Raw genomic sequence first — 19,946 nt, 5'->3', positions numbered from 1 at the left:
AGATGAAAATAACAGAAGTAAAAGTGTTTCCATCTCAGGAAAGTGGCAGGCTTAAAGCCTACGCAACCATCGTGTTCGATAACGATTTTATCGTTAGGGATTTAAAGGTAATTGAAGGAAATAAGGGGCTCTTCGTTTCGATGCCTTCGCGCAGAAAAAAAGACGGTTCGTTCAGAGATATTGTTCATCCGCTCAATTCTGATACGCGAACAATGATTGAACAATCAATTATTGCAGAATACGAAAGCGTAATGAAATCAGGCGCTAGTTATCCAATGGAAACGAGTCGCTTACAACTCTAGAAATTTCTTTTTTTAGTGGGGCGTAGCCAAGTGGTAAGGCACCAGGTTTTGGTCCTGGCATCGGAGGTTCGAATCCTTCCGCCCCAGCCATTCTTTGCTAATCCATGTCTTGATTCTGGATAATCTGTGAAAGGCCTTGCGCCTTGCAGCGCTTTTAAGTAACGATGACTACTTTTCCCAAAAACTCACCTATCACGAGCAAGTTATGAATTCAGAGTTAGTGGTTAATTTCGATTACAAAAATATTCAACAAGTCCGGATGATTATTCCTGTTATGGTAGTTTTGTGGTTTTTGGTTGATTCTATTCAAGAACCTTGCCTCAGTTTTTTGCCTATCATTGTAATCAAGTTTGTGATTATATCTTGTCTGGTTTTACTTTCTTTGGGGTCAATTTATTATTTTGTACTTACCAGGAAAAATGAACCTGCTGCTGTTTTAAATAACGATGGAATATGGATTATCCATCACGGATTTATTTCTTGGGAAAATATTAGTGATATTTGTATGCATCAAGCATTAGGCGCCCCTCTACCAATAGTGGCGGTTAACGTCAGAGATCCTAAGGCGATCTCTGCACAATCTAGTTTCGGAGGAAAGTGTGTACTGTTCTGGTCAAAATTATTTGGCTATCCCCATATTTTTCTTGCAAATATAGATATAGAAAATGAGCTAGTGATAAGTTTTTCCAAAAGATATATCACTAGTAAAAATTCCGTTTGATATATAGATCAACCCGTTTTTTATATTAGAAATGTGTCGGTGCAAATATAACTTATTCGACACATTTCTTTTAATCATTCTGGTCGTTATTATATATCACATTTTTCCAGAAGTGCTTCTCGAATGTTGTTTTGTCTAAGTTCACTTTTTTCGGCTAGTTGTTTATAAGCTTCAATTGAAAGAAATGCTGCAGCAGGCAAGGATGAAATCGCAAAAACGATTTTGATCCCGATAGTGTCCCAAGCCAATAAGCTGCCCAAAGCTATAGGGGTTGAAACCAGAAGCGGCAAAGTAAGAGCTTTTTGGACCTGGCGCAATTCTTTATTATGGGAACCCAGGCGATAGGAGGAGCAGATACCATCTATATGTTTAACTTCTTTTTCGTTTAGGCGATCCATCGCATTAAGCCTTTTTTTGAAGTTATTTACTCCAAAGAAATAACCTTTTGCAGATTTTTCTAATTGAGAGAACAGCTTTTGATGTTGAAGTGCGGCCTCAGATATCATCTCATTTACGATTGCTCTTTTTTGATATTCTTGAGAATTGAATCCTAATTTCCCCTGCTTAAAGTTGTAGTACGAATCACCAATGGGTGTTTTTTCTTCCTTTAATTGATCGATGGCAGTTTTGTAATCTTGAGCATTGCATGAGTTATTCAGCATGAAGACTAATGCTATATAAAAAATTCTTTTCAAAGTGCGTCCCTTCTTATATTTGAAACTTCCCCATTCAAATAAAACTGATTATGTACATCGCTTCTTATTTACTCTTAATCTTTATCATAGGTAGGAATTTTTTTTCTAAGTGCTCCTCGAATCAGATCTTGTCTTTCTTCGTTTTTATCATCCAGTTGTTTCAGTATTTCGATAGCACCAATTGCTGTAATAGGGATTGATGAAACGGCAAACATTATTTTGCCAGGAGTCGTATCGATCATCTTAAAATAACTAATTGTCATAAATGGTGCTGCCATATAGGCAGCCATGCCTAGAAAAAACTGCCCCCAACATAATTGCTCGATTTGATAACCAAATCGTGACACATTATATGATGAAGCAATCGCGTCGATATGCTGGGCTTCTTTTTTGGTTAAAAAATCCATTGCATTAAGATTTTTTTTGAATTCATGTACCCCAAAAAAGTACCCATGAGCAGATTGTTCTAATTTATAGAAGAGCTTTTTGTGCTGCACGGGTATTGAATATTCATGGACTATTCTTCGAGAAACGTCAGTATTGAGGACTTCTGCCTGTTTTTTATATTTGACGCGATAGCTAACTGGAGGCGTTCCCTTCAGACTTTCAATGGCATTTTTGTATTCTTTCTCATGGTCGTAGCCTGCTATAGACTGCCCGATGATCAGGGCTGTAAAAATGATTTTTTTCAAAGTGAGTTCCTCTTAGCGTTTCTAAACTTCCCAATATCGATTATTAATATTTTTTTTAAAAAATCAAGTAATGCGAGTATATTTTGCAATTCTGTTTCAATTTGAAACAGATCGGGATCCGCTGATAGATTTTATAATGCAACGTGTGTTCAACCTATTAAGAATTTTCTTGAGCGTCTTGCATTAAGGATGGATAATATGATCAATAAGCCAACACGCATTAGAAGGGAAGCATATGCCAAAAGAGAAGTCCGCTTAACTTCTTTAAAAAAATGCATAAAGGGGAAAAGAGTGGGGGGGGTGCATGCGTATCCTCTTTGTGTCGCTATAGTGGGATGGAGAAAAGCATCTGTTTTGATATAATGTATTAGGCAATTTTTTTATAATTTTTAAATATGAAAGGATAGTTATGAGCGATAATTTAACTCGTTTAAAAATTGCACAGTATGTTGATGATTTAACGGTAAATGTTGAGGAAAATATAACGATAGGGGATATCGGGTCTTTGTTGTTAGTAGTGATGCTGGCAAGGATCTTCGTGTTCTCCATGGGTTAAAAGGGTGGGCTATAAGTGAGTATAAAAGAAGCCTTAGAGAGGAGCTGGAAAAAGATGCGGCAGCTGGCAAGCCGTTGCCCATTATAATTTAATAATAAAAGACCAAATTTGAGCTTTGTCGGTTCAATCTTTTTCGACTGTTCTCTAACCGCCTTAAAGTTATCATGCCTGCTGGTAGTTGAATCTTATTGGCATCTGCGCTTCGTGCACGATGGCGTGCAAAAATGGGTTCTCTGCGATTGCGCGTATTTGTATGACTATATGAAAAACTTTATCGCATTTTTTTTACAGCTATTAAGGTGTACGCAAATTAGATAAACTAAAATGAGTACACTTGCCGATTATAATTAATTTATCAGCATTAATTTTTGGATGTTATGCATACTCTTTATCTTGGTTCAAATTCTGCATCCCGCAAAAATTGTTAACCGAAATCGCAATCCCATCTCAGATTGTAGGACACCAAGCAGATGAAAAAGTGCGCGGATCGAATTTCCGGGCCAAAAAACTGATTGGTACTAGCCCCTTGCAACAATTCGCTTAATTGCAATTCGCGTTTTTAGTACGGGGTTTGTTCTTGAGACGTTTACCAAAAAATTTAATAATAGAATCTGCTATGAAAGTCGATTCTTCTTCCAGGGCGAAATGTCCTGTATCAAGCAGGTGAACTTCAATATCTTTCAGATCCCTTTTATACGGATGCGCACCATCGGCGGGAAAAATAACATCGTTTTTACCCCAGACAATTAAAGTAGGCGGTTGATATTTTCTGAAATATTCTTGCCAGCTTGGATAGCGGGACGGATTGGATCCGTAATCGTAGAAGAGCGCGAGTTGTATTTCTTTATTGCCTGGCCGATCAAGCAAAGCCTGGTCGACAGTCCATGTATCGGGGCTTACTAGAGCCAGATTTTTCACGCCTTCTGTATATTGAAATTTGGTCGTTTTTAACGTTAGAAGATCTAATAGAGGTTTAGCATTTTCATTGTTCTTATTTTTCCAATAGGCTCTGAATGGGTCCCAAAAACCTTTGAGTCCTTCCTCATAAGCGTTTCCGTTTTGAACGATAAGTCCTTGAACCCGTTCAGGATGGTTGACTGCTATGCGATAGCCGACTGGCGCTCCATAATCCATCACATATAAAATGTATTTTTTTATATTCAGGCTTTCAAGAAGGGTATTCACAATGTTGGCCAAGTTATCAAAAGTATAATTAAAATTGGTGACCAGCGGCATTGAGCTGTTGCCATAACCTGGATAGTCGGGCGCTATCAGATGAAAATTTTTACTCAGCAAGGGGATAAGATTTCTAAACATATGTGAAGAGGTAGGAAAGCCGTGGAGTAAAACAATAGTTGGTTTTTCTGGGTTTCCCGCCTCTCTATAAAAAATATCAAGACCATCAATTTTTTTAGTATGATAGGTAGCGCGTTCATGCTTGAAGTCACTAGCAGATTCGATTGCGAATGTGCCTAGAATACATAATGAAAGGAGAGTTGTACGCTTCATAGTTTCCTTTATTTGAATTTCTACATTCTTTTATTAGATTGCTTTTATTTTAAAATATATACTGGAGAGATTTCAATAACCCACGTTCAGTTGCATTAATAAATTAGTTCGTATGGTTTTTTCCACTAAAATTTATCTGAGAAAATTGCTATGAATATTCTTTATCTTGGTTCCAACTCTTCATCGCGCAAAAAATTATTAACAGAAATGGCAATCCCATTTCAAGTGGTCGGTCATCAAGCAGATGAAGAAGCGTGCGGATGGGAACTGCCGCTTGAAAAGTTGGTAGAGACTATTGCAATAGCAAAAAGTGAGCACGTGATCATTCCTCAGGATGCTGATAAACAGAAACCAATTTTTGTGCTTACAGCGGATTCTTTGTGCTGCGATGCTCGCGGTAAAATTCATGGCAAGCCAGAAAGCCGCGATGATGCTATTGCTAAGATTCAAGCACTGAATGGAAAAGGTAAAGTATCTACAGCGTTCTGTTTAGAGAAAAAAGTTTTTGAAGATAATTCGTGGATAGCTCAAGAACGAATTATAAAAGTGGTTACTGCCGATTATGAATTTGATTTGCCCGATTCTTGGATTGATCGCTATTTGCACAATGTTCCATTTTACATGAATATTTCTGGCGGCATAACAATCGATGGTTATGGTGCACAATTTTTAAAATTAATTAATGGTTCTTATTCTACCATACTAGGTTTGCCAGTATTTGAAGTTCGGCAAGCTTTAGAAGAGATTGGTTATTTTTAATATTAAGGCTTTTTTTATATAAAACCGAGCTGCTGTAGCTTTATTCCCTATAAGCTTATTTGACAAAATCGCATCCATTTGATAATTTATATTTGTATTATTTTGTTTTTTCAAAGCTGCTGGGTTCAATAAATGAAGAAATTACTTTTATCTTTTATTCTTTTATTACTTCATCAAGGTGCTATTTATTCTATGGAGAATAATAACAATGCTGCCATTAAAGGCGCTGCCTATTATCTTAATTCAGGGACCAGCGTAAGCTTTCATGATAAAGAAGGAACATATCTTAAGAGGTTTAATTATAAAATTTGGAATGCGGATCAGCAAAAAAAATTCGATAGTATGATTGATACCCAGTCGCCTAAGCTAGAAATAACGTCTGCTGAGATAAGAGAAGATCAATTATTTGGCCGTCGATTATTCTATAAAGATAAAAATGGCGACTATTTGGTTTGTACAACTTATGATGGTGGTTCGGGTTATGTTGCAGATTCCTACCGTGGTCCTATAGATATTAAAAAAGCTACAAAGTATCATCATTCTTTAATACAACCATCATCTTTGTTAAATAATATTAAAAGTGTAAAAGAAGATGGGATATTTTTTTCTATGTGGCTGTTTCCTCCATATTTAAAGAAGGAACTTATCTATAAAGAAGACGGTGGTACTACCGAAAGATCTACCAGAAAACATCAATTATATTTGGGTACGCAATTGGCTTGCGGTCTTGGATTGTTGTATGCATGTTATAAATGTTATACCAATTATTTCCCACTAAATTCTAATTAATATTAAAAAAAAATATGAGCTTGCGACTCCAAGCTCATATTTTTTTTAGTATTAATTTAATTGGCTATTTTTTAACGGCTTCCAGCGCTTTAAAAGTTCTGCGCAGAGAATATCTTTAGGATTTTTTTCAGGAAATGCTTCAAGCGCAGCAGTTGCTTTATCAAGCGTAGTTTGTAACGTTGATTTATCGCAAGAAGTGGTATCTATTTGATCGATCGCAGGCATTAAATTATATTCTACCGCTTTTTTAATTCTCGATTCATGCGAAACTTCTAGAAGAAGGGTGTCGATAAGTTCAAGAAAATCCACAATGCTCGATTGCACAAATTCCGCATTTACGTTTTTTGTGGTTCCAACATTGCGCATAAAGTTATTACGCACAGCTCGTGCGACTATTTTTTTTAAATTCTCAGATTCATTTTCTACGAGCCACTTAAGCAAAGCTAGAAATTCGTATGAGAGCTCAAACTGTGTATTTTCGTTATCAAAAAAAGAATTTTGAGCCATGTGAAGCCTTTCAGGTTAAAGGGCATTCCGATGCTTTAACTGTACCCGTTTTTAGCCCATATGGGAATAGTTTTTTAGATGGAATATCGTTTCGTGTTGGAGCAGGGGTTTTCAAGCGGTTGGCATTCAGCAAGTTACCGTAAAAGTGATCCATTTCGCGGGCAAGTTTTATATTTTTTTAGTAATAGGAAGAAAATCTAATCTTCGTACGAGATTTCCCACTCCGGAAGATCCAATGGTTTAATCTCTTTTGAGATTGGGCTTCCTGGGGCAAATGACGGATCTGGGGCTGCGGGGTGCATCTTGTTTTTCTTCAATTCCAGTAACCGCTGTGTGCGTTGTTTTGCTTGCTGTTTAAACTCTTCGGATTGTGCTGTGAGATCGGTTTGGGTAGCGGCAAATGCTTTATTAATTTCTTTTTGTAACTTCTTTATTTGTTTTTGCAGCTTGAGTACCATTTCGACGCCGGCAAGATTTATCCCCAACTCGTGCGTTAAGTAAATAACTTGCTCGAGTTTATCGACATCTTCTTCTGAAAAGAGGCGCGTATTGCCGTTTGAACGCTTAGGGCAAATGAGCCCTTCTTTTTCATACAAACGTATTGTTTGCTGATGTACAGAAAACATTTTGGCTACTGCCGATATCGAAAAAAAACCTTTAGCCCTTTTCATTGTACTCCTTGAGGCCCACATATCAATTGTGCAACATACTTACTCTACCAAAAAAAGTAAATAAGTGCACTGATTAGACGTAAGCACACCCGAAAAATTCAAATTGATAATTTTAATCGCGTGTTTTATGTAGCCGCATTACTAAATTTATTGTTTTGATGGGTGGCATTGGTATAGAACTTAACTAATTAAAAAGGAGAATTCTATGAAAAAAATGAGATTGTATTTGGCGTTAACGGTCGTCTCGGTGCTATTTGCTTCAAACAAAGTAAACGCGCAGATTTTAGTCGGCAACGAGGAAAGAGAACGATCTGAGCTGAACTCTACAAATAGATCGGATCGCGAATGCGTTCGCATTCTTCCTGTCCCGGCATCATTAATTGTCATCATTTTAGAGAAACTTTTAAGCAATAGCACGATTGTAAACTTACTTTTGGGACTTTCAGAAAAAGCGCTTGAAAAATTGATTGAGGATCTTATAAGCCATGCACAAAGCCATGTTGATTGCCCTCCAGCGGCTCCTGCCGATCAATTGCAAGCATCACTTTTTCATTTGACTCATCAAATAATGCCTGATGTGGCCCAAAAATAAATTCAACCGGTTAAAAAATGAGGAGAAAAATGTACCGAATAATTAATAGGCAAACTTTTTCTTTATTGCTTCTTATTGCGGCATATTCAGATTTTGTTCAAGCGAATAATGTAGTTTTAGTAAAATCTCTAGAACGGCTCAAACTTAAAATTGATGAGTTTGCTATCGTTGTTTCGCCAAAAGGACAAGCAACCGGTTTTGATTTTGAGAAAAAATTTCCGAATTTATCGGCCGAACAAATAAAACTTCTGGAAAAACTATTAGGCAGCGAGGCGATAGTAAAAACATTATCAGCTTTAACTGAGCAAGAGATTCTCAAAATTATTGAAGATTTACTCCGCACGCCAGAATATGCTGCGCCGGGGCAAGAAGATGTGCCGCCACCTCCAACGCAAGAGGGTGAAGATGATATTCCGCCTCCACCCGGGCAAGATGACGACGGAGATATTCCTCCGCCACCAGGCGAAGGCATGCCTTCAGGCGAGCCTCAAAAAAAAGAGCTCGGGCTTACGATCGATCAAATCACAAAACTTTCAGCCGACGAAAAAGAAACTTCCGATGAAGAGCTTCTTGCGTTTTTGAAAAAGATGGCTCAAGTTTATCGTGGCACTTTTCAAGGGTACCTCACGAGTATTAAAAATGAATTATCCGCTTTGGGATCCAAAAAAAATAGTGCGTTTAAATTTGTGCAGGGTAACGATCCTAAAAAATTAGCGGAAGCTATTGTTTCGTTGCTTGCAAAACTTTCAGGAGGCGAAGACAAATCTGCAGAAGAAAGATTTAAAACAGCAAGTATGCTTATTGGAAACGCGAATCAAGGGCAACAGCTTATTGATGCGTTTAAACCGTGGATTTTAGGTTCTGCAGAACAATTCGATGCGTCTGCAAAAAATTTCGTCACTCAATTGCTGATAAATAGTGCAGCGGCGATGCGCAAAGATTTACCACAGATTAAAATTTTAGAAATTGATCAGGATTCAAGAACTGCAGCATTCTCAGATAAACAATTTCTTGAAGCAATCTCTCGTACCCAAACGTATGATGAATTATTAAATGAACTCAATCTTCTTCGTTTGAATCAAAATTATCTAAAGGTCGAAACACTTGAAGAGGATCTTTATAGATCGCAGCATAAAGCAGGCGTAAAAGAAAGCGTGCGAGAAGAAGCGATAGATATTCGGCAAGCGCTTGAGCGTGAAATTCGAGAAAAAGGTAAATCGCGTGAAGGAGGCGCTGTTGGTTATGGTAATGCTTCATTATTACAATTATTAAAAGATGCAAAAACTGCGCAAGAGGTAATGCAAAAAGTAGATCTTAGTCGTTATCTTTTTTACGTTCCTAGATTTAGCAGTACGTATCAATCTTATCTTGATAAATTTCTGCAAGGAGCAAAGCAGCAAGATAAAGAAAAAAAGAACAAAGATATTCCAGAAATTAGTTTTGCTATGTATCTTTCGCGCGCAATTAATAAGGCTTCAACATTGAGCGCAATTCTTGATGCTTTGCGTTTAGTATTGAAAGCCCCAAGCCCGGGGAACGATGCGATTTTACTTCAGCTGCAAGAGGGCACAAAAAAGATCAGTTATTATATTACGTACGATGCGCAGATGAAAGCGTTGCAAGAAAATAAAACGGTGCAGATGTTAGCGGGTTCCGTAAAAGATCGGCTAACGGAGAATCAAGAGAAAGCTTTTGCTCAAGAGCTCGAGAAATTTATTTTAAGCACAGAAGATAGAAAAAAAATAGATTCATTACGAGCTCAATCTCAAGCAACATTTGATTTAAGTGGAATAATGGATCGGTATCTTCGCGCTATACAAAATCCGGTTGAGCTCACATCAATCGAGAAAAGAAACGCAGTCGCAGCACTTTACCAAGAACTTACAACGTTAGCTAACGATAAAAAATATGCAGCACAAAAAGAGTTGCTTGAAAGCGTGAGAGATGTGCTTATTAATCCTGCGCGCACAAGAAAAGAGGTTCAGGAAAAACTTCTTCCTCTCATTATCCATGCAAGTCCTGAGAATCGTAATAGAATACTTGGAACTCTCGCGATCATTGAGCCGTATGGTTTTCTTGCACAACTCTTTAATATCTTTTCCGATAAAATAGAAAAAGCAAAGACGGTAGAAGAAAAAGCGAAAATTCGAACGGAGTTGCTTGAGGTTCTTAACGAATTAAATGATCGTGGAATTGTTTCGGAGCCAGACCTTGCAAAACTAATCGGATCTGAGCAATACAAAGACAAACTTTCAGAGGTTCTCTCATTATTTAAAGCAGGGCGCCTGCATAGCCTTCTTGCTTATTTTGATGAGAACTTTTTTAATGCGGGAAAAAACGTAGCGCAAGAAGTGAAGCGTCAGGATATCGTAGAACAATTTACGATGCTTGAAGAAAAAATGTATCGCATGTTTGCGCACGCTTTTTACGCGGCTATTGTTACCCATTTACAAGCAATCAAAGATAAAAAAGAGGAAATTATAGGGCTTGAGCGAAAAAATAATCTCGAACTTTATCCTGTTATTTATCAGCAATTTACATTGTATAGTGGCGATGTAATCAATAAATTAAAGCAATTTAAGTTTAGCGATTTTACCGAGCAGGATAATAAAACAGTTCAGGATGCTTTTGACAAATTTGTTATTGAATGGAGAACTGCTACAACCAAAGAGCTCGAACGTGAACACGTAAACAAAGACGACATCAGGGCTATTGAAGATAAAATCAATATGTACGCGCAGGATATTAGAAGACGATTTTCTCAGTTAGTAAAAAAATAAAAAGGGGAACAACGTGGAGATTTCATATATTATTATTCCCGCTTTTTATATTGGCGTAATGATTGCGGGAACATGGTTCTCTCAAAAAGGAATGGCTTGGTACCGAACACTTTCGGTACCAAATTTTACGCCGCCGGCCTGGTTTTTTTCTCTTGCATGGGCGATTCTTTATATTTTAATGATAGTATCTGCGATTTTATGGTGGCATAGCCAACAGTCTTGGTGCCAAACAACGACGATTGCTGCATTATATGTGATCAACGCATTTATTAATGTGCAGTGGAGTTATTTATTTTTCTGCCGGCATTTAATTGGTTGGTCTATTATCAATACGATCGCGCTTGAAATTTCGATTTGGGCGCTGATGTATATGCTTTGGCCAATAAATCCTGCAGCCGCCCTTGTGCTTGTTCCGTATGGCACATGGGTGCTTTTTGCAATGTTTATTAATGTATTAGTTTGGTGGCGCAATTAAACGTTGAATTTAACTAAAACAATGTCGCCATCACGAACCAGATAATCTTGGCCTTCGGTTCTCATTTTGCCTTGCTCTTTAAGCTTGGCAATGCTACCGGCTGCAAAAAGATCGGCGCAATTAAAAACTTCAGCGCAAATAAAGCCGCGTTCAAGATCTGAGTGAATTTCGCCAGATGCTTGCCGAACGGTCAGCCCTTTTTTTACTGGCCAGGAATGAATCTCTTTTGGGCCACAGGTGAAGAAAGTTATAAGGCCAAGGTGTTCATACGTTTTTTGAATAATAGTCGCAAGGCCCCGTTCTTTGACGCCGAGCATGCCCATCATCTCTTGTGCTTCCGTATCGCTCAAGCTAATCAATTCAGATTCTAATTTAGCGCAAATAGGAATGACGCGGTTTTGCCCAAAGCTTGCGACAAGCGATTTATAGTGAACGTTATTTTTATACCCATCATCTTCAAGCTCGCCTTCAGAAACGTTAGCGATAATAAGAAAGTTTTTAGCGCTTAAAAGAGAAATAGTGTTAAGTGGATGCTCTTTTAAAGCATTTCGGACGCCTTCAATATTCAATGCATCAAGAGCGGTTTTTATTTTTGTGAGTGTTTCTTGCTCGAGGTTCAGTTCTTTTAGTTCTGCCGGTTTATTTTTTGCACCTTTTGTAAGGTGCAAAACTTTTTCTTCACGTTTTTGAACTGTTTCAGCATCTTTGAGCATAAGTTCCGTCATGATGATTTCGTAATCTTCAAGAGGATTAAGCTCCGCGCCTGAATAAATGATATCAGGATCGGTAAAGCAGCGAAGTACGTGCAAAATGAGATCGACTTCTCGAATGTGGCTTAAAAATTGATTGCCGAGCCCTTCTCCTGATGCTGCGCCTTTAACAAGGCCTGCAATATCAACAAAGCTCACCGTTGCAGGGATAATACTTTGGCTTTGATAGAGCGCTTTCAGTTTTCCGGTGCGATCATCGGGTACTTCCGTAATCGCTAAGTGCGGTTCAATGGTGCAAAACGGATAATTTTCTGCAGGCACTGATGATTTTGTTAACGCATTAAATAGGGTGGATTTGCCAACGTTAGGAAGCCCAACAAGGCCCGCTTTGATACTCATTTGATTCTTTCTACAAATTAATAGTTTTCTTTATTGTGCGTTAAAAATCGAGTTTATTCAAATAGTGGCCGATCTCTACACGAGGCAAATTATTGCTTTTTTCTATCTGAATTAATTACTTTAGTTCTGTAATCTGCTTTGAGAGTAAAAATTTTGAAAAAGGGTGGGTATGAAAAAGGGAATTGCAATAACCGTGTGTGCTTCCGCACTTATTTTGCTCATCGGCATGGAACGGAATACTGACCGCGGATTCAAAAATGAATCTCAAATTCAAGACGAATTGAAATCGCAAGAAGAAAAACGTCGAACGGATGAAAAAAGGCTCGCTGATGAACGCAAAAGAGAAGATGATCTCCGGCAAGAGCAACGTGATGCTGAGGTACGCTTAGAACAAGCCGCAACAAAATATGGCCTAGATTCTAAGCAGTATGCATCGATTTCTAATAGAATGGGGCAGCGTGAAGGTGAAATAACTGATGCGATTAATAATCAAAAAAGTATTCAATCAGATATCGTTTCTGCTGAGCAAGAAATAGCTGCCCTAACTCAGCAGCTCAAGAGCTTGCGCGAATCGCCCGATTATAAAAAAGACCAGTTGGCAAACTCTTTTCGATCAGAGATTCAAAATGATATTCGTAACCAATCGCCTGATGCTGTCAAAAGCATTATAGAGAGCAAGATTGATTCTATTGCTGCTCGCCCATCGTATACTGAACAAAAAGTGTTGCTTAATGCGCTTATAGAAATGGCGCGAACCTATAACGACAACGAAGTAATAGATAAAGCCCAACGGCGCATTAAAGAGATTGATGCATTTAAGCCGCAAAATTTGGCGACAAATGCGTTGGAGCGAGAATTAAAACTTGATCAAAAAATTCCGATGGATCAAATCGCAGCTCTGGATAATAAAACGGTCGATCTCATAATCGCTTTCGAGCAGACGTACCAATTAGGAAATCAAAAAGAACTAAATCGCGTCATACAAAGCATGCAAGAAGTGAAAACCGCTGTCGATCGCTATAAGTTAAAACAAGGAACCATGGAGTCACTCTTCGCGATTGATTTGGCTCTTAAGGCCTCAGCTAAATTGCCTGAGATAGAGGTATTTGGTGAAATTTCGGAAATAACTGAGGATATTGCGCAAATTCCCGCAGTTCGTGCGGCAGTCCAAGATTTGACTGAAAAAGGAAATGCTATTGTTGCGGCAGTTGCCCAGAAAGCGATAGATGGGGTTCCGTCAATTCGTGTATTAGCAAAAAAAAGTGGAAGCAATCTTGTTGAATATGCAAATACTATCGAAGATATTGCAAAAGTTATGAAAGCTGGCGGCGGTGGACTCGACCTCATGGTGAACAACTTAGGTAAAGTGGACGGTCTTTTAAGTGCAGCTGAAACGGTTGTTCGTTTAGTTCCCGTTCAAAGTGCGCGAGATATTGGTCAAAAGGTTACTAAAATAAAAGAGTTGTTGATTAAGAAAAAGCCACTATTAACAACTGGATTAAAAACGGGTAAGGATTGGTCAGCCGCCCTTGCTGAATATGGTTTTCAGTTGGCCGACCTTGTGCGTGGCTTTGGAGAATCTCTAACTAATCTTCGTACGACTGATGATCTAGATAAAATCGCAAAAGCTCAAACGCTCATCGATATCGAGAAAGCAAAACTATCCGCTATACCTGCAAAATCACGATTCGCGCAATTATTTACGCCAGTGACCGATTTCTTTAAGAGCATTAGTGAGTCGGTGCGAAATCTCTTTAAGGCTAAACAACCAACTCTTCAAGCTGCTAATGAGAATTATGATCAATCTCAAACAAATTATTTAACAGTTCTTGGATTTACCAGACAAGAAATTGCGGGAAATCCATCTGCAGATGAAATTAAAAAAAGACTATCAGCTGCTCTAGTTGATGCAACTAAGCAAAAAGCAGTGGCTGATGCACAAAATCAATTAGTTAAAGCGACAAATGATTTAGTAGCGATATACAGCGATATCACTAAACAGCTTAAAGGGACGCTGGTAAACATAGATTATTTAGTTACGGGATGGGATGCTTTAGAAACTAACCAAGAATTAACATTTGCTGAATATGTTCCGACAATTATTACGGCGCATGATCAACGCGTCGCTTACTTGGATGCAGCGCTGCAGGGAGTAAATGTTCTTCAAAATGACTTGAAAGCGCTTAAAGGAACAGGAATGGATGAAATTGCTACAACGTTTGCAGACAAAGTAGCATCGCTTGTTTCTGGCGAGATGGTTTCTACTATTGCAGAGTACGCTCAAATTATACGCGCGATGGACAAATCACTTGCATATCAAAAACAAGAATTGGAAGCTGCAATAGGGCAAGGCGGGGGGCCTGAATAGGAAATTATGCGACTGAAAAAACAGATTGAAAATATTGGCATATTAGAACGGTTTGTGTATATTGCGATGAAAAGAGTGTCACGTATCATTTAATAAAAGGAGACGATGTTATGATGCATACTTCTGGCATGAGATTAATGTGTATGATCGTTTGTTTAATCACTGCTTTAGGCAGTATCCACCTTGGCCTTATGGCTCTTGGCTACAACCCGCTTGAAATGTTGCATATTATGCAATATGAAAAGATTGTTTACTACATCATTGGTGCTTGTGGTGTGATCGCCCTCCTGAAGTTAGTAATGGGCGCTTGCTCATCTCACTGTGGCTGCCATTGCGGTTCAAGCTGCGATCATAAACACAAATAAAATTATTTTTGTTTTGATACAGTAAATAAGCCTGGAGGAAACTCCGGGCTTATTTATTTAGTTGAAAAAACTAGAAATTATAACAATAAAAGCTATTCTAAATTTTGAATTGTGAAAAATCATGGAGATAGTAAGTGCGCATGGTTCGATACAATTTCTCACTTCGCTCGAAATCACTCACCACGAGCGCAATAGAATGTTTTTTAGAGATCGCTCGTCCTGAGTGCCCGGCAAAGCCTGGGTGTATCGAAGGATGAGTGAGCCGCCGTAGTCGAATGAGGAGGTGAGCATAATTATGATTAAGGATCTTGCAATGTTTTCAATAATCTTTCTTTACGCATTATGTGCAAGTAGTTTCACGTTATGTAAAGCTGTTTTAATGTATAGCAAGCCATTTTTTTTTGTTGGCGTGCGCATGATTGCTGCAGGATTATTGTTAACTGGTGGATGGGTTTTTTATCATCGAAAAATGCCAACTATTGCGCGTGAAGATCGTTGGAAATTTTCTGCGATTGTTCTTTTTCATATTTACGCCGCCTATGTTTTAGATTTATGGGCGCTCCAAGGGCTTACCTCATTTAAATCGTCGTTCTTCTTTAACCTTTCTCCCTTTATTACTGCGTTGCTTTCGTACTATTTATTTTCGGAACGTCTTACGGTTAAAAAGTGGATGGGGCTTACGATAGGAATTCTTGGTTTCTTGCCAGAACTTATTCAGCACATACCGCAAGAAGAACTTTTTGGTTCTGTTCTTTTCTTCTCGCTACCTGAAGTTGCGATGTTAGGTGCAGTTATCTCTTCGTGTTACGGATGGACTATCATGCGCGATTTAATGCAAACAAATCGTTATTCACCTGTTGAGATAAATGGAATTGGTATGCTAGGCGGCGGAGCACTTGCATTATTAACTTCGCTCATTTTTGAAGGATGGCAACCACTGCCGGTATCAAGCTGGGGCCCATTTATTGCGCTCACCGCAACAATTATCGTCATCGTGAATGGTATTTTTTATAACTGGTACGGATCGCTTTTAAAAACGTATACGGCGACATTTCTTTCTTTTGCAGGATTTCTCTGCCCGCTTTTTGCAGCACTTTTTGGCGTCGTGTTTTTGCATGAACAATTGACGTGGACGTTCTTCTTTTCGTCAGCAGTCGTCGTAGTCGGATTGTATCTTTTCTATCAAGAAGAGTTGCGCGAAGGTTTTACGCGCATGAAGCACAGAGACGCAGTGCCATCAGTTACGCCATAATTATTTTTTCTTCAAATATGCAAAATAAAAAGCTGCGCATCCGCCTGTTGCTACAATCATTCCAGCGATGAATGGGGCAAACGATTGCTTAATAAATGATGTAGCGGTAGGTATAATATTCGTCGGCCCGCAATTTTGTGTACAGGGTTTTTTCGCTTTTTTTTGTTGTTCCGCAAATAAATCGTAAATGGGTTTTTTATCGAATCCGATTCTGCTACCTTCATGAAATGTAATACTTTGGATAACTTTTCCAGCAGTGTTGATAAATAATGAACATTCATCTTCTTTTTTTAAAGAAATAGAAGCAAGACTTTTTCCTACTTTGTGAAAAGCATCTTGTTCTTTTGATAAAGAAGCTCCATCTGCTCTTAGGTTTAAAGTTTCTTCAGTAAGATCCGCATTTTGTTGTTCAAGTTCTTTTTTTTCTTTTTGCAATTTCTCAGCTTTGGTTGTGATAGTGGTAGCAGATTTAGAATGTCTTTTTGTTTTAGGTATGTGATATTGAGGAAAAGCTGTTGCTGTAGTAAAGATAATTAAAAATATTAAACGAAATTTATTATTCATTATATGTGCCTTTGGGAGGTGCAGGATATTTTAGGGTTTATAAAAAAATCTTCCCACTATTTTTCATATTTATGTGATTTGTATTATACTTTATAGAGTAGCGAAACAATTTTGTTTTTCAATCAGCACTAATCATTTAATTTAGTTGTCATTGTAGATAGGTTTTTATGGATTGTGTATTGCACGTACGGCAATTAACTAAAATTTTTCATTCATCCTCGTGGTTTAAAAAAGATCATCCTTTTGTCGCAGTAGATCAAATATCTTTCTCTATTGAAAAAGGTGAGATTCTTGGCCTTTTGGGGCCAAACGGCGCTGGAAAATCTACTACCATGCAAATGCTTCTTGGTACATTAACACCAACTGGCGGTAGCATTAGTTATTTTGGTAAGGATTTTGCTACGCATCAGGCGACCGTGATGGAAAAAATAGGATATGCAACAGGATACGCCAAGCTGCCATCAAAGTTTACCGTATGGGAAAATTTGCGGATTATCGGCAAGCTCTATGGTTTATCGGCCGAGCAGGCGCGCTTTAAAAGTGAAGAGCTTTTAAGTGCGTTTAATGTTTCGCATTTGCTTGATCGCTATACGGGCGGTTTATCTGCGGGGCAGATGACGCGCGTTATGCTCACCAAAGCTTTTTTATCAAGCCCCGAACTTGTTCTTCTTGATGAACCCACTGCTTCACTTGATCCTGATGTAGTTGAAAGTGTGCGGCATTTCTTGCTTGATCAGCAAAAAAAATCTAATGTTTCAATTCTTTTAGCTTCACATGATATGAACGAAGTTGCGCATGTTTGTGATCGCGTATTAGTTCTCAAGCAAGGAACGATTATTGCTCACGATACCCCAGATAAGTTAGCAGCTACCGTTTCAAAATCGCATGTAAAACTAACGATCACGAATAATCTTTCATTATTAATCGATGAACTTGAAAAACAAGGTTTTCAATTTGTTGTTCGCGATCAAGATGTGGATGTCTCTATTGATGAACAAGCAATCAGTGGGCTCTTTTCAATGTGCGCCCGACTCGATGCTTCTTATTCGCATATTTCGATAGAAAAACCGACACTTGAAGATTATTTTTTAACGATCGCACGAAAAAATATATAAGGGAAAACTATGCTTATTAGATGGCATTGCATAGCTGGCGTTATTGAGCGGCACGTACTTTTGCAGTTTAGAGATTTATACCGCATTATTGATAACTTCTATTGGCCGATGTTTGATATCATTCTTTGGGGATTCATGAGTTTATGGGTTACTGAGAAGGATGGTAATAAATCGCCAGAAATTATGCTTGCAATTTTGGGTGGCGTTTTTCTTTGGAACATGCTGTACCGCTCAAGTTTAGAAATTTCGGTAAATCTTACTGAAGAACTTTGGAGCAGAAATTTAATTAATCTTTTTTCAACACCTCTTACCATTTCTGAATGGCTTTGTAGCCTTTTAATGATGGGAGTAATTCGAGTGGTGATGACCGTCGCGGTGCTTTCTACAGCGATTTTTTTCATTTTTAACATTAATGTGTTCAGCATCGGATTACCAATACTTTGGTGTATTTTATTGCAAATGATTTCTGGTTGGTCGATTGGTATGGTGTGTGCGGCACTTATTATTTATTGGGGGCATACGGTTCAATCGCTGCCGTGGCCAATGGGTTGGTTCTTTGCGCCATTTTGCGGTGCATTTGCCCCTATCGAAGTGATGCCTGCGTGGATTCAAAAAATAAGTGCCTTTATTCCAATGACCTATACTTTTAAGGCAATGCGGGGAGCGATCGCAAAAGAACCAATAGAGCTTCTTCTTCTAAAAGGTTTGCTGCTGAATCTCTTTTATTTAATGTGCGCGCTTTTCTTGTTTTTCTACTTGTTTAAATTAAGCAAAGTATATGGGCTTGAGCGACTCGAAGATTAAAGCTGGCTGCGCGATTTTTTTTCGTCCCCCAATGCTGCAAAGGCAGCAAGGTAAACCTTGTAATCTTTTTTTTACCCATGCTATTATGCGAGCGAATTGTGAGCAGTTAATTTGGGGCCCCCATAGCCAACGGCAATGCAAGGGGCAATAAAAAGGAGCAAAGAATGCGTTCGATAGCGATTATTAATCAAAAAGGCGGGAGTGGAAAAACAACCACGACGGTAAATTTGGCAGCTGCCCTTGCAGAAAAAAAAAGAAAAGTGCTTGTGATCGATCTTGATCCGCAAGCATCGACCACCCAATGGTTCGGTTTTTCTAGTAGCCAGAAGGGTATTTATAGCGCGTTTGTTGAAAATGTTTCTCTCGCATCAATTGTTGCTGCAACTGCGTATAAAAATATTTCACTTGTTCCATCTTCCACGTGGCTTATTGGCGTCGAGAGATTATTGGCGCACGAAGTTGGCTCTGAAACATTATTAAAACATCATATTGAACAAATGGGAACTGCGGCATTTGATTATATTCTGATTGATTGCCCGCCAACGCTTGGCGTGCTTACCGTGAACGCATTATCTGCAGTTCATGAAGTTATCGTGCCGGTGGAAACTCGTTTTATGGCACTTTCTGGGCTTGTTCAACTATTGCAAACGATCGAAGTAATCAAGCAACGCCTCAATCCTGAACTTGCTATTGCAGGAATCGTTCCATGCCGCGTTGATGCGCGCACAAAGCATGCAAAAGAAGTTATCGATGAGTTGAAAAATAATTTTAAAGATATGCTTTTCAAAACTGCTATCCGAGAAAATATTAAACTTTCGGAAGCTTCCTCATTTAGTGAGCCAATTTTTTCTTATGATGATACAAGCCACGGCGCAGCCGATTATCGCGCATTTGCAAAAGAAGTAATGAAACAAGAAGTGACATAAAAAAGGAGCCTTTCATGGTTAAAAAGAAAAAAACATTAGGCAGTAATCCGCTTGAGGCCTATTTAGCAGCTACGACAACTCGCTCGGCGCAAAAAAAAGTTGAATCGGTGCACGAGCAGGATACCGAATCGGTAAAAAAACAACGGATCACCATCCATTTGCCGATAGATTTGATAGATAAGATTAAAAACGTCGTTTTCTGGGAACCGGGATTGACGCTTACTGCGCTTGCGCAAGAAGCTTTTGAGCAAGCAGTAGCAAAACTAGAAAAGAAACGGGGCGATCGATACCCTGAGCGAAAAGAGCGTTCGCTAAAAGGCGGCAGGCCGCTTGTGTAAAATTTTTCATATTTTTTTATCAAAAGTTGAGAAGAGGCGCATTAGCGCCTCTTTATT

The 19,946-nt window shown here is 38.6% G+C and carries 22 protein-coding genes and 1 tRNA gene; 16 read left to right on the top strand and 7 right to left on the bottom strand.

Annotated elements, in window-relative coordinates; all coding sequences use genetic code 11:
- The first annotated feature begins 2 nt into the window (after positions 1–2).
- The 3 genes from spoVG to HYX58_02980 all read left to right on the top strand — a co-directional run bounded on the left by spoVG (position 3) and on the right by HYX58_02980 (position 1,023).
- Positions 3–302, top strand: coding sequence for a septation regulator SpoVG (spoVG, locus tag HYX58_02990; protein MBI2774947.1), 300 nt, complete (start codon positions 3–5; stop codon positions 300–302).
- Between the two features lie 16 nt (positions 303–318).
- Positions 319–392: transfer RNA gene (locus HYX58_02985), tRNA-Gln, on the top strand.
- 115 nt (positions 393–507) lie between these two features.
- Positions 508–1,023 (top strand): hypothetical protein, encoded by a 516-nt coding sequence (locus HYX58_02980; GenBank protein ID MBI2774946.1) that lies wholly within the window; start codon positions 508–510, stop codon positions 1,021–1,023.
- An 89-nt stretch (positions 1,024–1,112) separates the two neighbouring features.
- On the opposite strand, the gene HYX58_02975 is transcribed toward HYX58_02980, so the two are convergent.
- Both HYX58_02975 and HYX58_02970 read right to left on the bottom strand, forming a co-directional pair.
- On the bottom strand, positions 1,113–1,718 hold the full coding sequence (locus tag HYX58_02975) for a hypothetical protein (GenBank protein ID MBI2774945.1): 606 nt from the start codon (positions 1,716–1,718) through the stop codon (positions 1,113–1,115).
- A gap of 74 nt (positions 1,719–1,792) precedes the next feature.
- On the bottom strand, positions 1,793–2,410 hold the full coding sequence (locus HYX58_02970; GenBank protein MBI2774944.1) for a hypothetical protein: 618 nt from the start codon (positions 2,408–2,410) through the stop codon (positions 1,793–1,795).
- Between the two features lie 409 nt (positions 2,411–2,819).
- On the opposite strand from HYX58_02970, the gene HYX58_02965 reads away from it, so the two are divergent.
- The gene (locus HYX58_02965) at positions 2,820–2,966 is read left to right on the top strand and encodes a hypothetical protein (GenBank protein MBI2774943.1); all 147 of its coding nucleotides are present in this window, start codon (positions 2,820–2,822) and stop codon (positions 2,964–2,966) included.
- Between the two features lie 540 nt (positions 2,967–3,506).
- Here HYX58_02965 and HYX58_02960 read toward each other — a convergent pair.
- The gene (locus HYX58_02960; protein MBI2774942.1) at positions 3,507–4,475 is read right to left on the bottom strand and encodes an alpha/beta hydrolase; all 969 of its coding nucleotides are present in this window, start codon (positions 4,473–4,475) and stop codon (positions 3,507–3,509) included.
- Positions 4,476–4,625: 150 nt separating this feature from the next.
- Here HYX58_02960 and HYX58_02955 point away from each other — a divergent pair, with 150 nt between their 5' ends.
- Together HYX58_02955 and HYX58_02950 are read left to right on the top strand one after the other, a co-directional pair.
- The gene (locus HYX58_02955; GenBank protein ID MBI2774941.1) at positions 4,626–5,234 is read left to right on the top strand and encodes a Maf family protein; all 609 of its coding nucleotides are present in this window, start codon (positions 4,626–4,628) and stop codon (positions 5,232–5,234) included.
- Positions 5,235–5,366: 132 nt separating this feature from the next.
- Entirely contained in the window at positions 5,367–6,023 is a 657-nt protein-coding gene (locus HYX58_02950; protein ID MBI2774940.1) for a hypothetical protein, read from the top strand.
- A gap of 51 nt (positions 6,024–6,074) precedes the next feature.
- On the opposite strand, the gene HYX58_02945 is transcribed toward HYX58_02950, so the two are convergent.
- Together HYX58_02945 and HYX58_02940 are read right to left on the bottom strand one after the other, a co-directional pair.
- Complete coding sequence (locus tag HYX58_02945; GenBank protein ID MBI2774939.1) at positions 6,075–6,530, bottom strand: hypothetical protein; 456 nt, start codon at positions 6,528–6,530, stop codon at positions 6,075–6,077.
- Positions 6,531–6,727: 197 nt separating this feature from the next.
- On the bottom strand, positions 6,728–7,201 hold the full coding sequence (locus HYX58_02940) for a MerR family transcriptional regulator (protein MBI2774938.1): 474 nt from the start codon (positions 7,199–7,201) through the stop codon (positions 6,728–6,730).
- A gap of 205 nt (positions 7,202–7,406) precedes the next feature.
- Between HYX58_02940 and HYX58_02935 the strand changes: the two genes are divergently transcribed.
- Genes HYX58_02935 through HYX58_02925 form a run of 3 tightly spaced genes read left to right on the top strand, consistent with a single transcriptional unit; the run spans position 7,407 to position 11,048 of the window.
- The gene (locus HYX58_02935; protein MBI2774937.1) at positions 7,407–7,793 is read left to right on the top strand and encodes a hypothetical protein; all 387 of its coding nucleotides are present in this window, start codon (positions 7,407–7,409) and stop codon (positions 7,791–7,793) included.
- 29 nt (positions 7,794–7,822) lie between these two features.
- On the top strand, positions 7,823–10,573 hold the full coding sequence (locus tag HYX58_02930) for a hypothetical protein (GenBank protein MBI2774936.1): 2,751 nt from the start codon (positions 7,823–7,825) through the stop codon (positions 10,571–10,573).
- 13 nt (positions 10,574–10,586) lie between these two features.
- Positions 10,587–11,048 carry a tryptophan-rich sensory protein gene (locus HYX58_02925; GenBank protein MBI2774935.1) on the top strand — a complete coding sequence of 154 codons (462 nt, stop codon included), beginning with the start codon at positions 10,587–10,589 and terminating at the stop codon, positions 11,046–11,048.
- On the opposite strand, the gene ychF is transcribed toward HYX58_02925, so the two are convergent.
- A complete protein-coding gene (ychF, locus tag HYX58_02920; GenBank protein MBI2774934.1) occupies positions 11,045–12,151 on the bottom strand; it encodes a redox-regulated ATPase YchF in 1,107 nt (368 codons plus the stop codon). The genes HYX58_02925 and ychF overlap by 4 nt on opposite strands.
- Positions 12,152–12,326: 175 nt before the next feature.
- Between ychF and HYX58_02915 the strand changes: the two genes are divergently transcribed.
- The 3 genes from HYX58_02915 (at position 12,327) to HYX58_02905 (ending at position 16,142) form a co-directional block, all read left to right on the top strand.
- Complete coding sequence (locus HYX58_02915; GenBank protein ID MBI2774933.1) at positions 12,327–14,525, top strand: hypothetical protein; 2,199 nt, start codon at positions 12,327–12,329, stop codon at positions 14,523–14,525.
- Between the two features lie 110 nt (positions 14,526–14,635).
- A complete protein-coding gene (locus HYX58_02910; protein MBI2774932.1) occupies positions 14,636–14,890 on the top strand; it encodes a hypothetical protein in 255 nt (84 codons plus the stop codon).
- A gap of 313 nt (positions 14,891–15,203) precedes the next feature.
- The gene (locus tag HYX58_02905; protein MBI2774931.1) at positions 15,204–16,142 is read left to right on the top strand and encodes a DMT family transporter; all 939 of its coding nucleotides are present in this window, start codon (positions 15,204–15,206) and stop codon (positions 16,140–16,142) included.
- Here HYX58_02905 and HYX58_02900 read toward each other — a convergent pair whose 3' ends face one another.
- Positions 16,143–16,706, bottom strand: a complete 564-nt coding sequence (locus HYX58_02900) for a hypothetical protein (protein ID MBI2774930.1) — start codon at positions 16,704–16,706, stop codon at positions 16,143–16,145.
- Between the two features lie 167 nt (positions 16,707–16,873).
- On the opposite strand from HYX58_02900, the gene HYX58_02895 reads away from it, so the two are divergent.
- The 4 genes from HYX58_02895 to HYX58_02880 all read left to right on the top strand — a co-directional run bounded on the left by HYX58_02895 (position 16,874) and on the right by HYX58_02880 (position 19,889).
- Entirely contained in the window at positions 16,874–17,821 is a 948-nt protein-coding gene (locus HYX58_02895; GenBank protein ID MBI2774929.1) for an ABC transporter ATP-binding protein, read from the top strand.
- A gap of 9 nt (positions 17,822–17,830) precedes the next feature.
- The gene (locus tag HYX58_02890) at positions 17,831–18,625 is read left to right on the top strand and encodes an ABC transporter permease (protein ID MBI2774928.1); all 795 of its coding nucleotides are present in this window, start codon (positions 17,831–17,833) and stop codon (positions 18,623–18,625) included.
- A 164-nt stretch (positions 18,626–18,789) separates the two neighbouring features.
- The gene (locus tag HYX58_02885; protein MBI2774927.1) at positions 18,790–19,551 is read left to right on the top strand and encodes a ParA family protein; all 762 of its coding nucleotides are present in this window, start codon (positions 18,790–18,792) and stop codon (positions 19,549–19,551) included.
- 14 nt (positions 19,552–19,565) lie between these two features.
- Positions 19,566–19,889: a hypothetical protein gene (locus tag HYX58_02880; GenBank protein MBI2774926.1), complete on the top strand. Its 324-nt coding sequence runs from the start codon at positions 19,566–19,568 to the stop codon at positions 19,887–19,889.
- Positions 19,890–19,946 lie beyond the last annotated feature (57 nt).

It is taken from the genome of Candidatus Dependentiae bacterium (assembly GCA_016191325.1).
Taxonomy (GTDB): domain Bacteria; phylum Babelota; class Babeliae; order Babelales; family JACPOV01; genus JACPOV01.
Note: the sequence above shows the minus strand (reverse complement) of the source record. Positions and strands in the feature narration are given on the sequence as shown.

Bases quoted from the DNA above. Each gene is read 5' to 3' on its own strand.
- HYX58_02980 (MBI2774946.1), top strand. From the start codon at position 508: ATGAATTCAGAGTTAGTGGTTAATTTCGATTACAAAAATATTCAACAA.
- HYX58_02940 (MBI2774938.1), bottom strand. From the start codon at position 7,201: ATGAAAAGGGCTAAAGGTTTTTTTTCGATATCGGCAGTAGCCAAAATG.
- HYX58_02905 (MBI2774931.1), top strand. From the start codon at position 15,204: ATGTTTTCAATAATCTTTCTTTACGCATTATGTGCAAGTAGTTTCACG.
- HYX58_02890 (MBI2774928.1), top strand. From the start codon at position 17,831: ATGCTTATTAGATGGCATTGCATAGCTGGCGTTATTGAGCGGCACGTA.
- HYX58_02955 (MBI2774941.1), top strand. From the start codon at position 4,626: ATGAATATTCTTTATCTTGGTTCCAACTCTTCATCGCGCAAAAAATTA.
- HYX58_02885 (MBI2774927.1), top strand. From the start codon at position 18,790: ATGCGTTCGATAGCGATTATTAATCAAAAAGGCGGGAGTGGAAAAACA.
- HYX58_02915 (MBI2774933.1), top strand. From the start codon at position 12,327: ATGAAAAAGGGAATTGCAATAACCGTGTGTGCTTCCGCACTTATTTTG.
- HYX58_02965 (MBI2774943.1), top strand. From the start codon at position 2,820: ATGAGCGATAATTTAACTCGTTTAAAAATTGCACAGTATGTTGATGAT.
- HYX58_02960 (MBI2774942.1), bottom strand. From the start codon at position 4,475: ATGAAGCGTACAACTCTCCTTTCATTATGTATTCTAGGCACATTCGCA.
- HYX58_02950 (MBI2774940.1), top strand. From the start codon at position 5,367: ATGAAGAAATTACTTTTATCTTTTATTCTTTTATTACTTCATCAAGGT.
- HYX58_02935 (MBI2774937.1), top strand. From the start codon at position 7,407: ATGAAAAAAATGAGATTGTATTTGGCGTTAACGGTCGTCTCGGTGCTA.
- HYX58_02880 (MBI2774926.1), top strand. From the start codon at position 19,566: ATGGTTAAAAAGAAAAAAACATTAGGCAGTAATCCGCTTGAGGCCTAT.
- HYX58_02945 (MBI2774939.1), bottom strand. From the start codon at position 6,530: ATGGCTCAAAATTCTTTTTTTGATAACGAAAATACACAGTTTGAGCTC.
- HYX58_02930 (MBI2774936.1), top strand. From the start codon at position 7,823: ATGTACCGAATAATTAATAGGCAAACTTTTTCTTTATTGCTTCTTATT.
- HYX58_02900 (MBI2774930.1), bottom strand. From the start codon at position 16,706: ATGAATAATAAATTTCGTTTAATATTTTTAATTATCTTTACTACAGCA.
- HYX58_02895 (MBI2774929.1), top strand. From the start codon at position 16,874: ATGGATTGTGTATTGCACGTACGGCAATTAACTAAAATTTTTCATTCA.
- spoVG (MBI2774947.1), top strand. From the start codon at position 3: ATGAAAATAACAGAAGTAAAAGTGTTTCCATCTCAGGAAAGTGGCAGG.
- HYX58_02910 (MBI2774932.1), top strand. From the start codon at position 14,636: ATGATGCATACTTCTGGCATGAGATTAATGTGTATGATCGTTTGTTTA.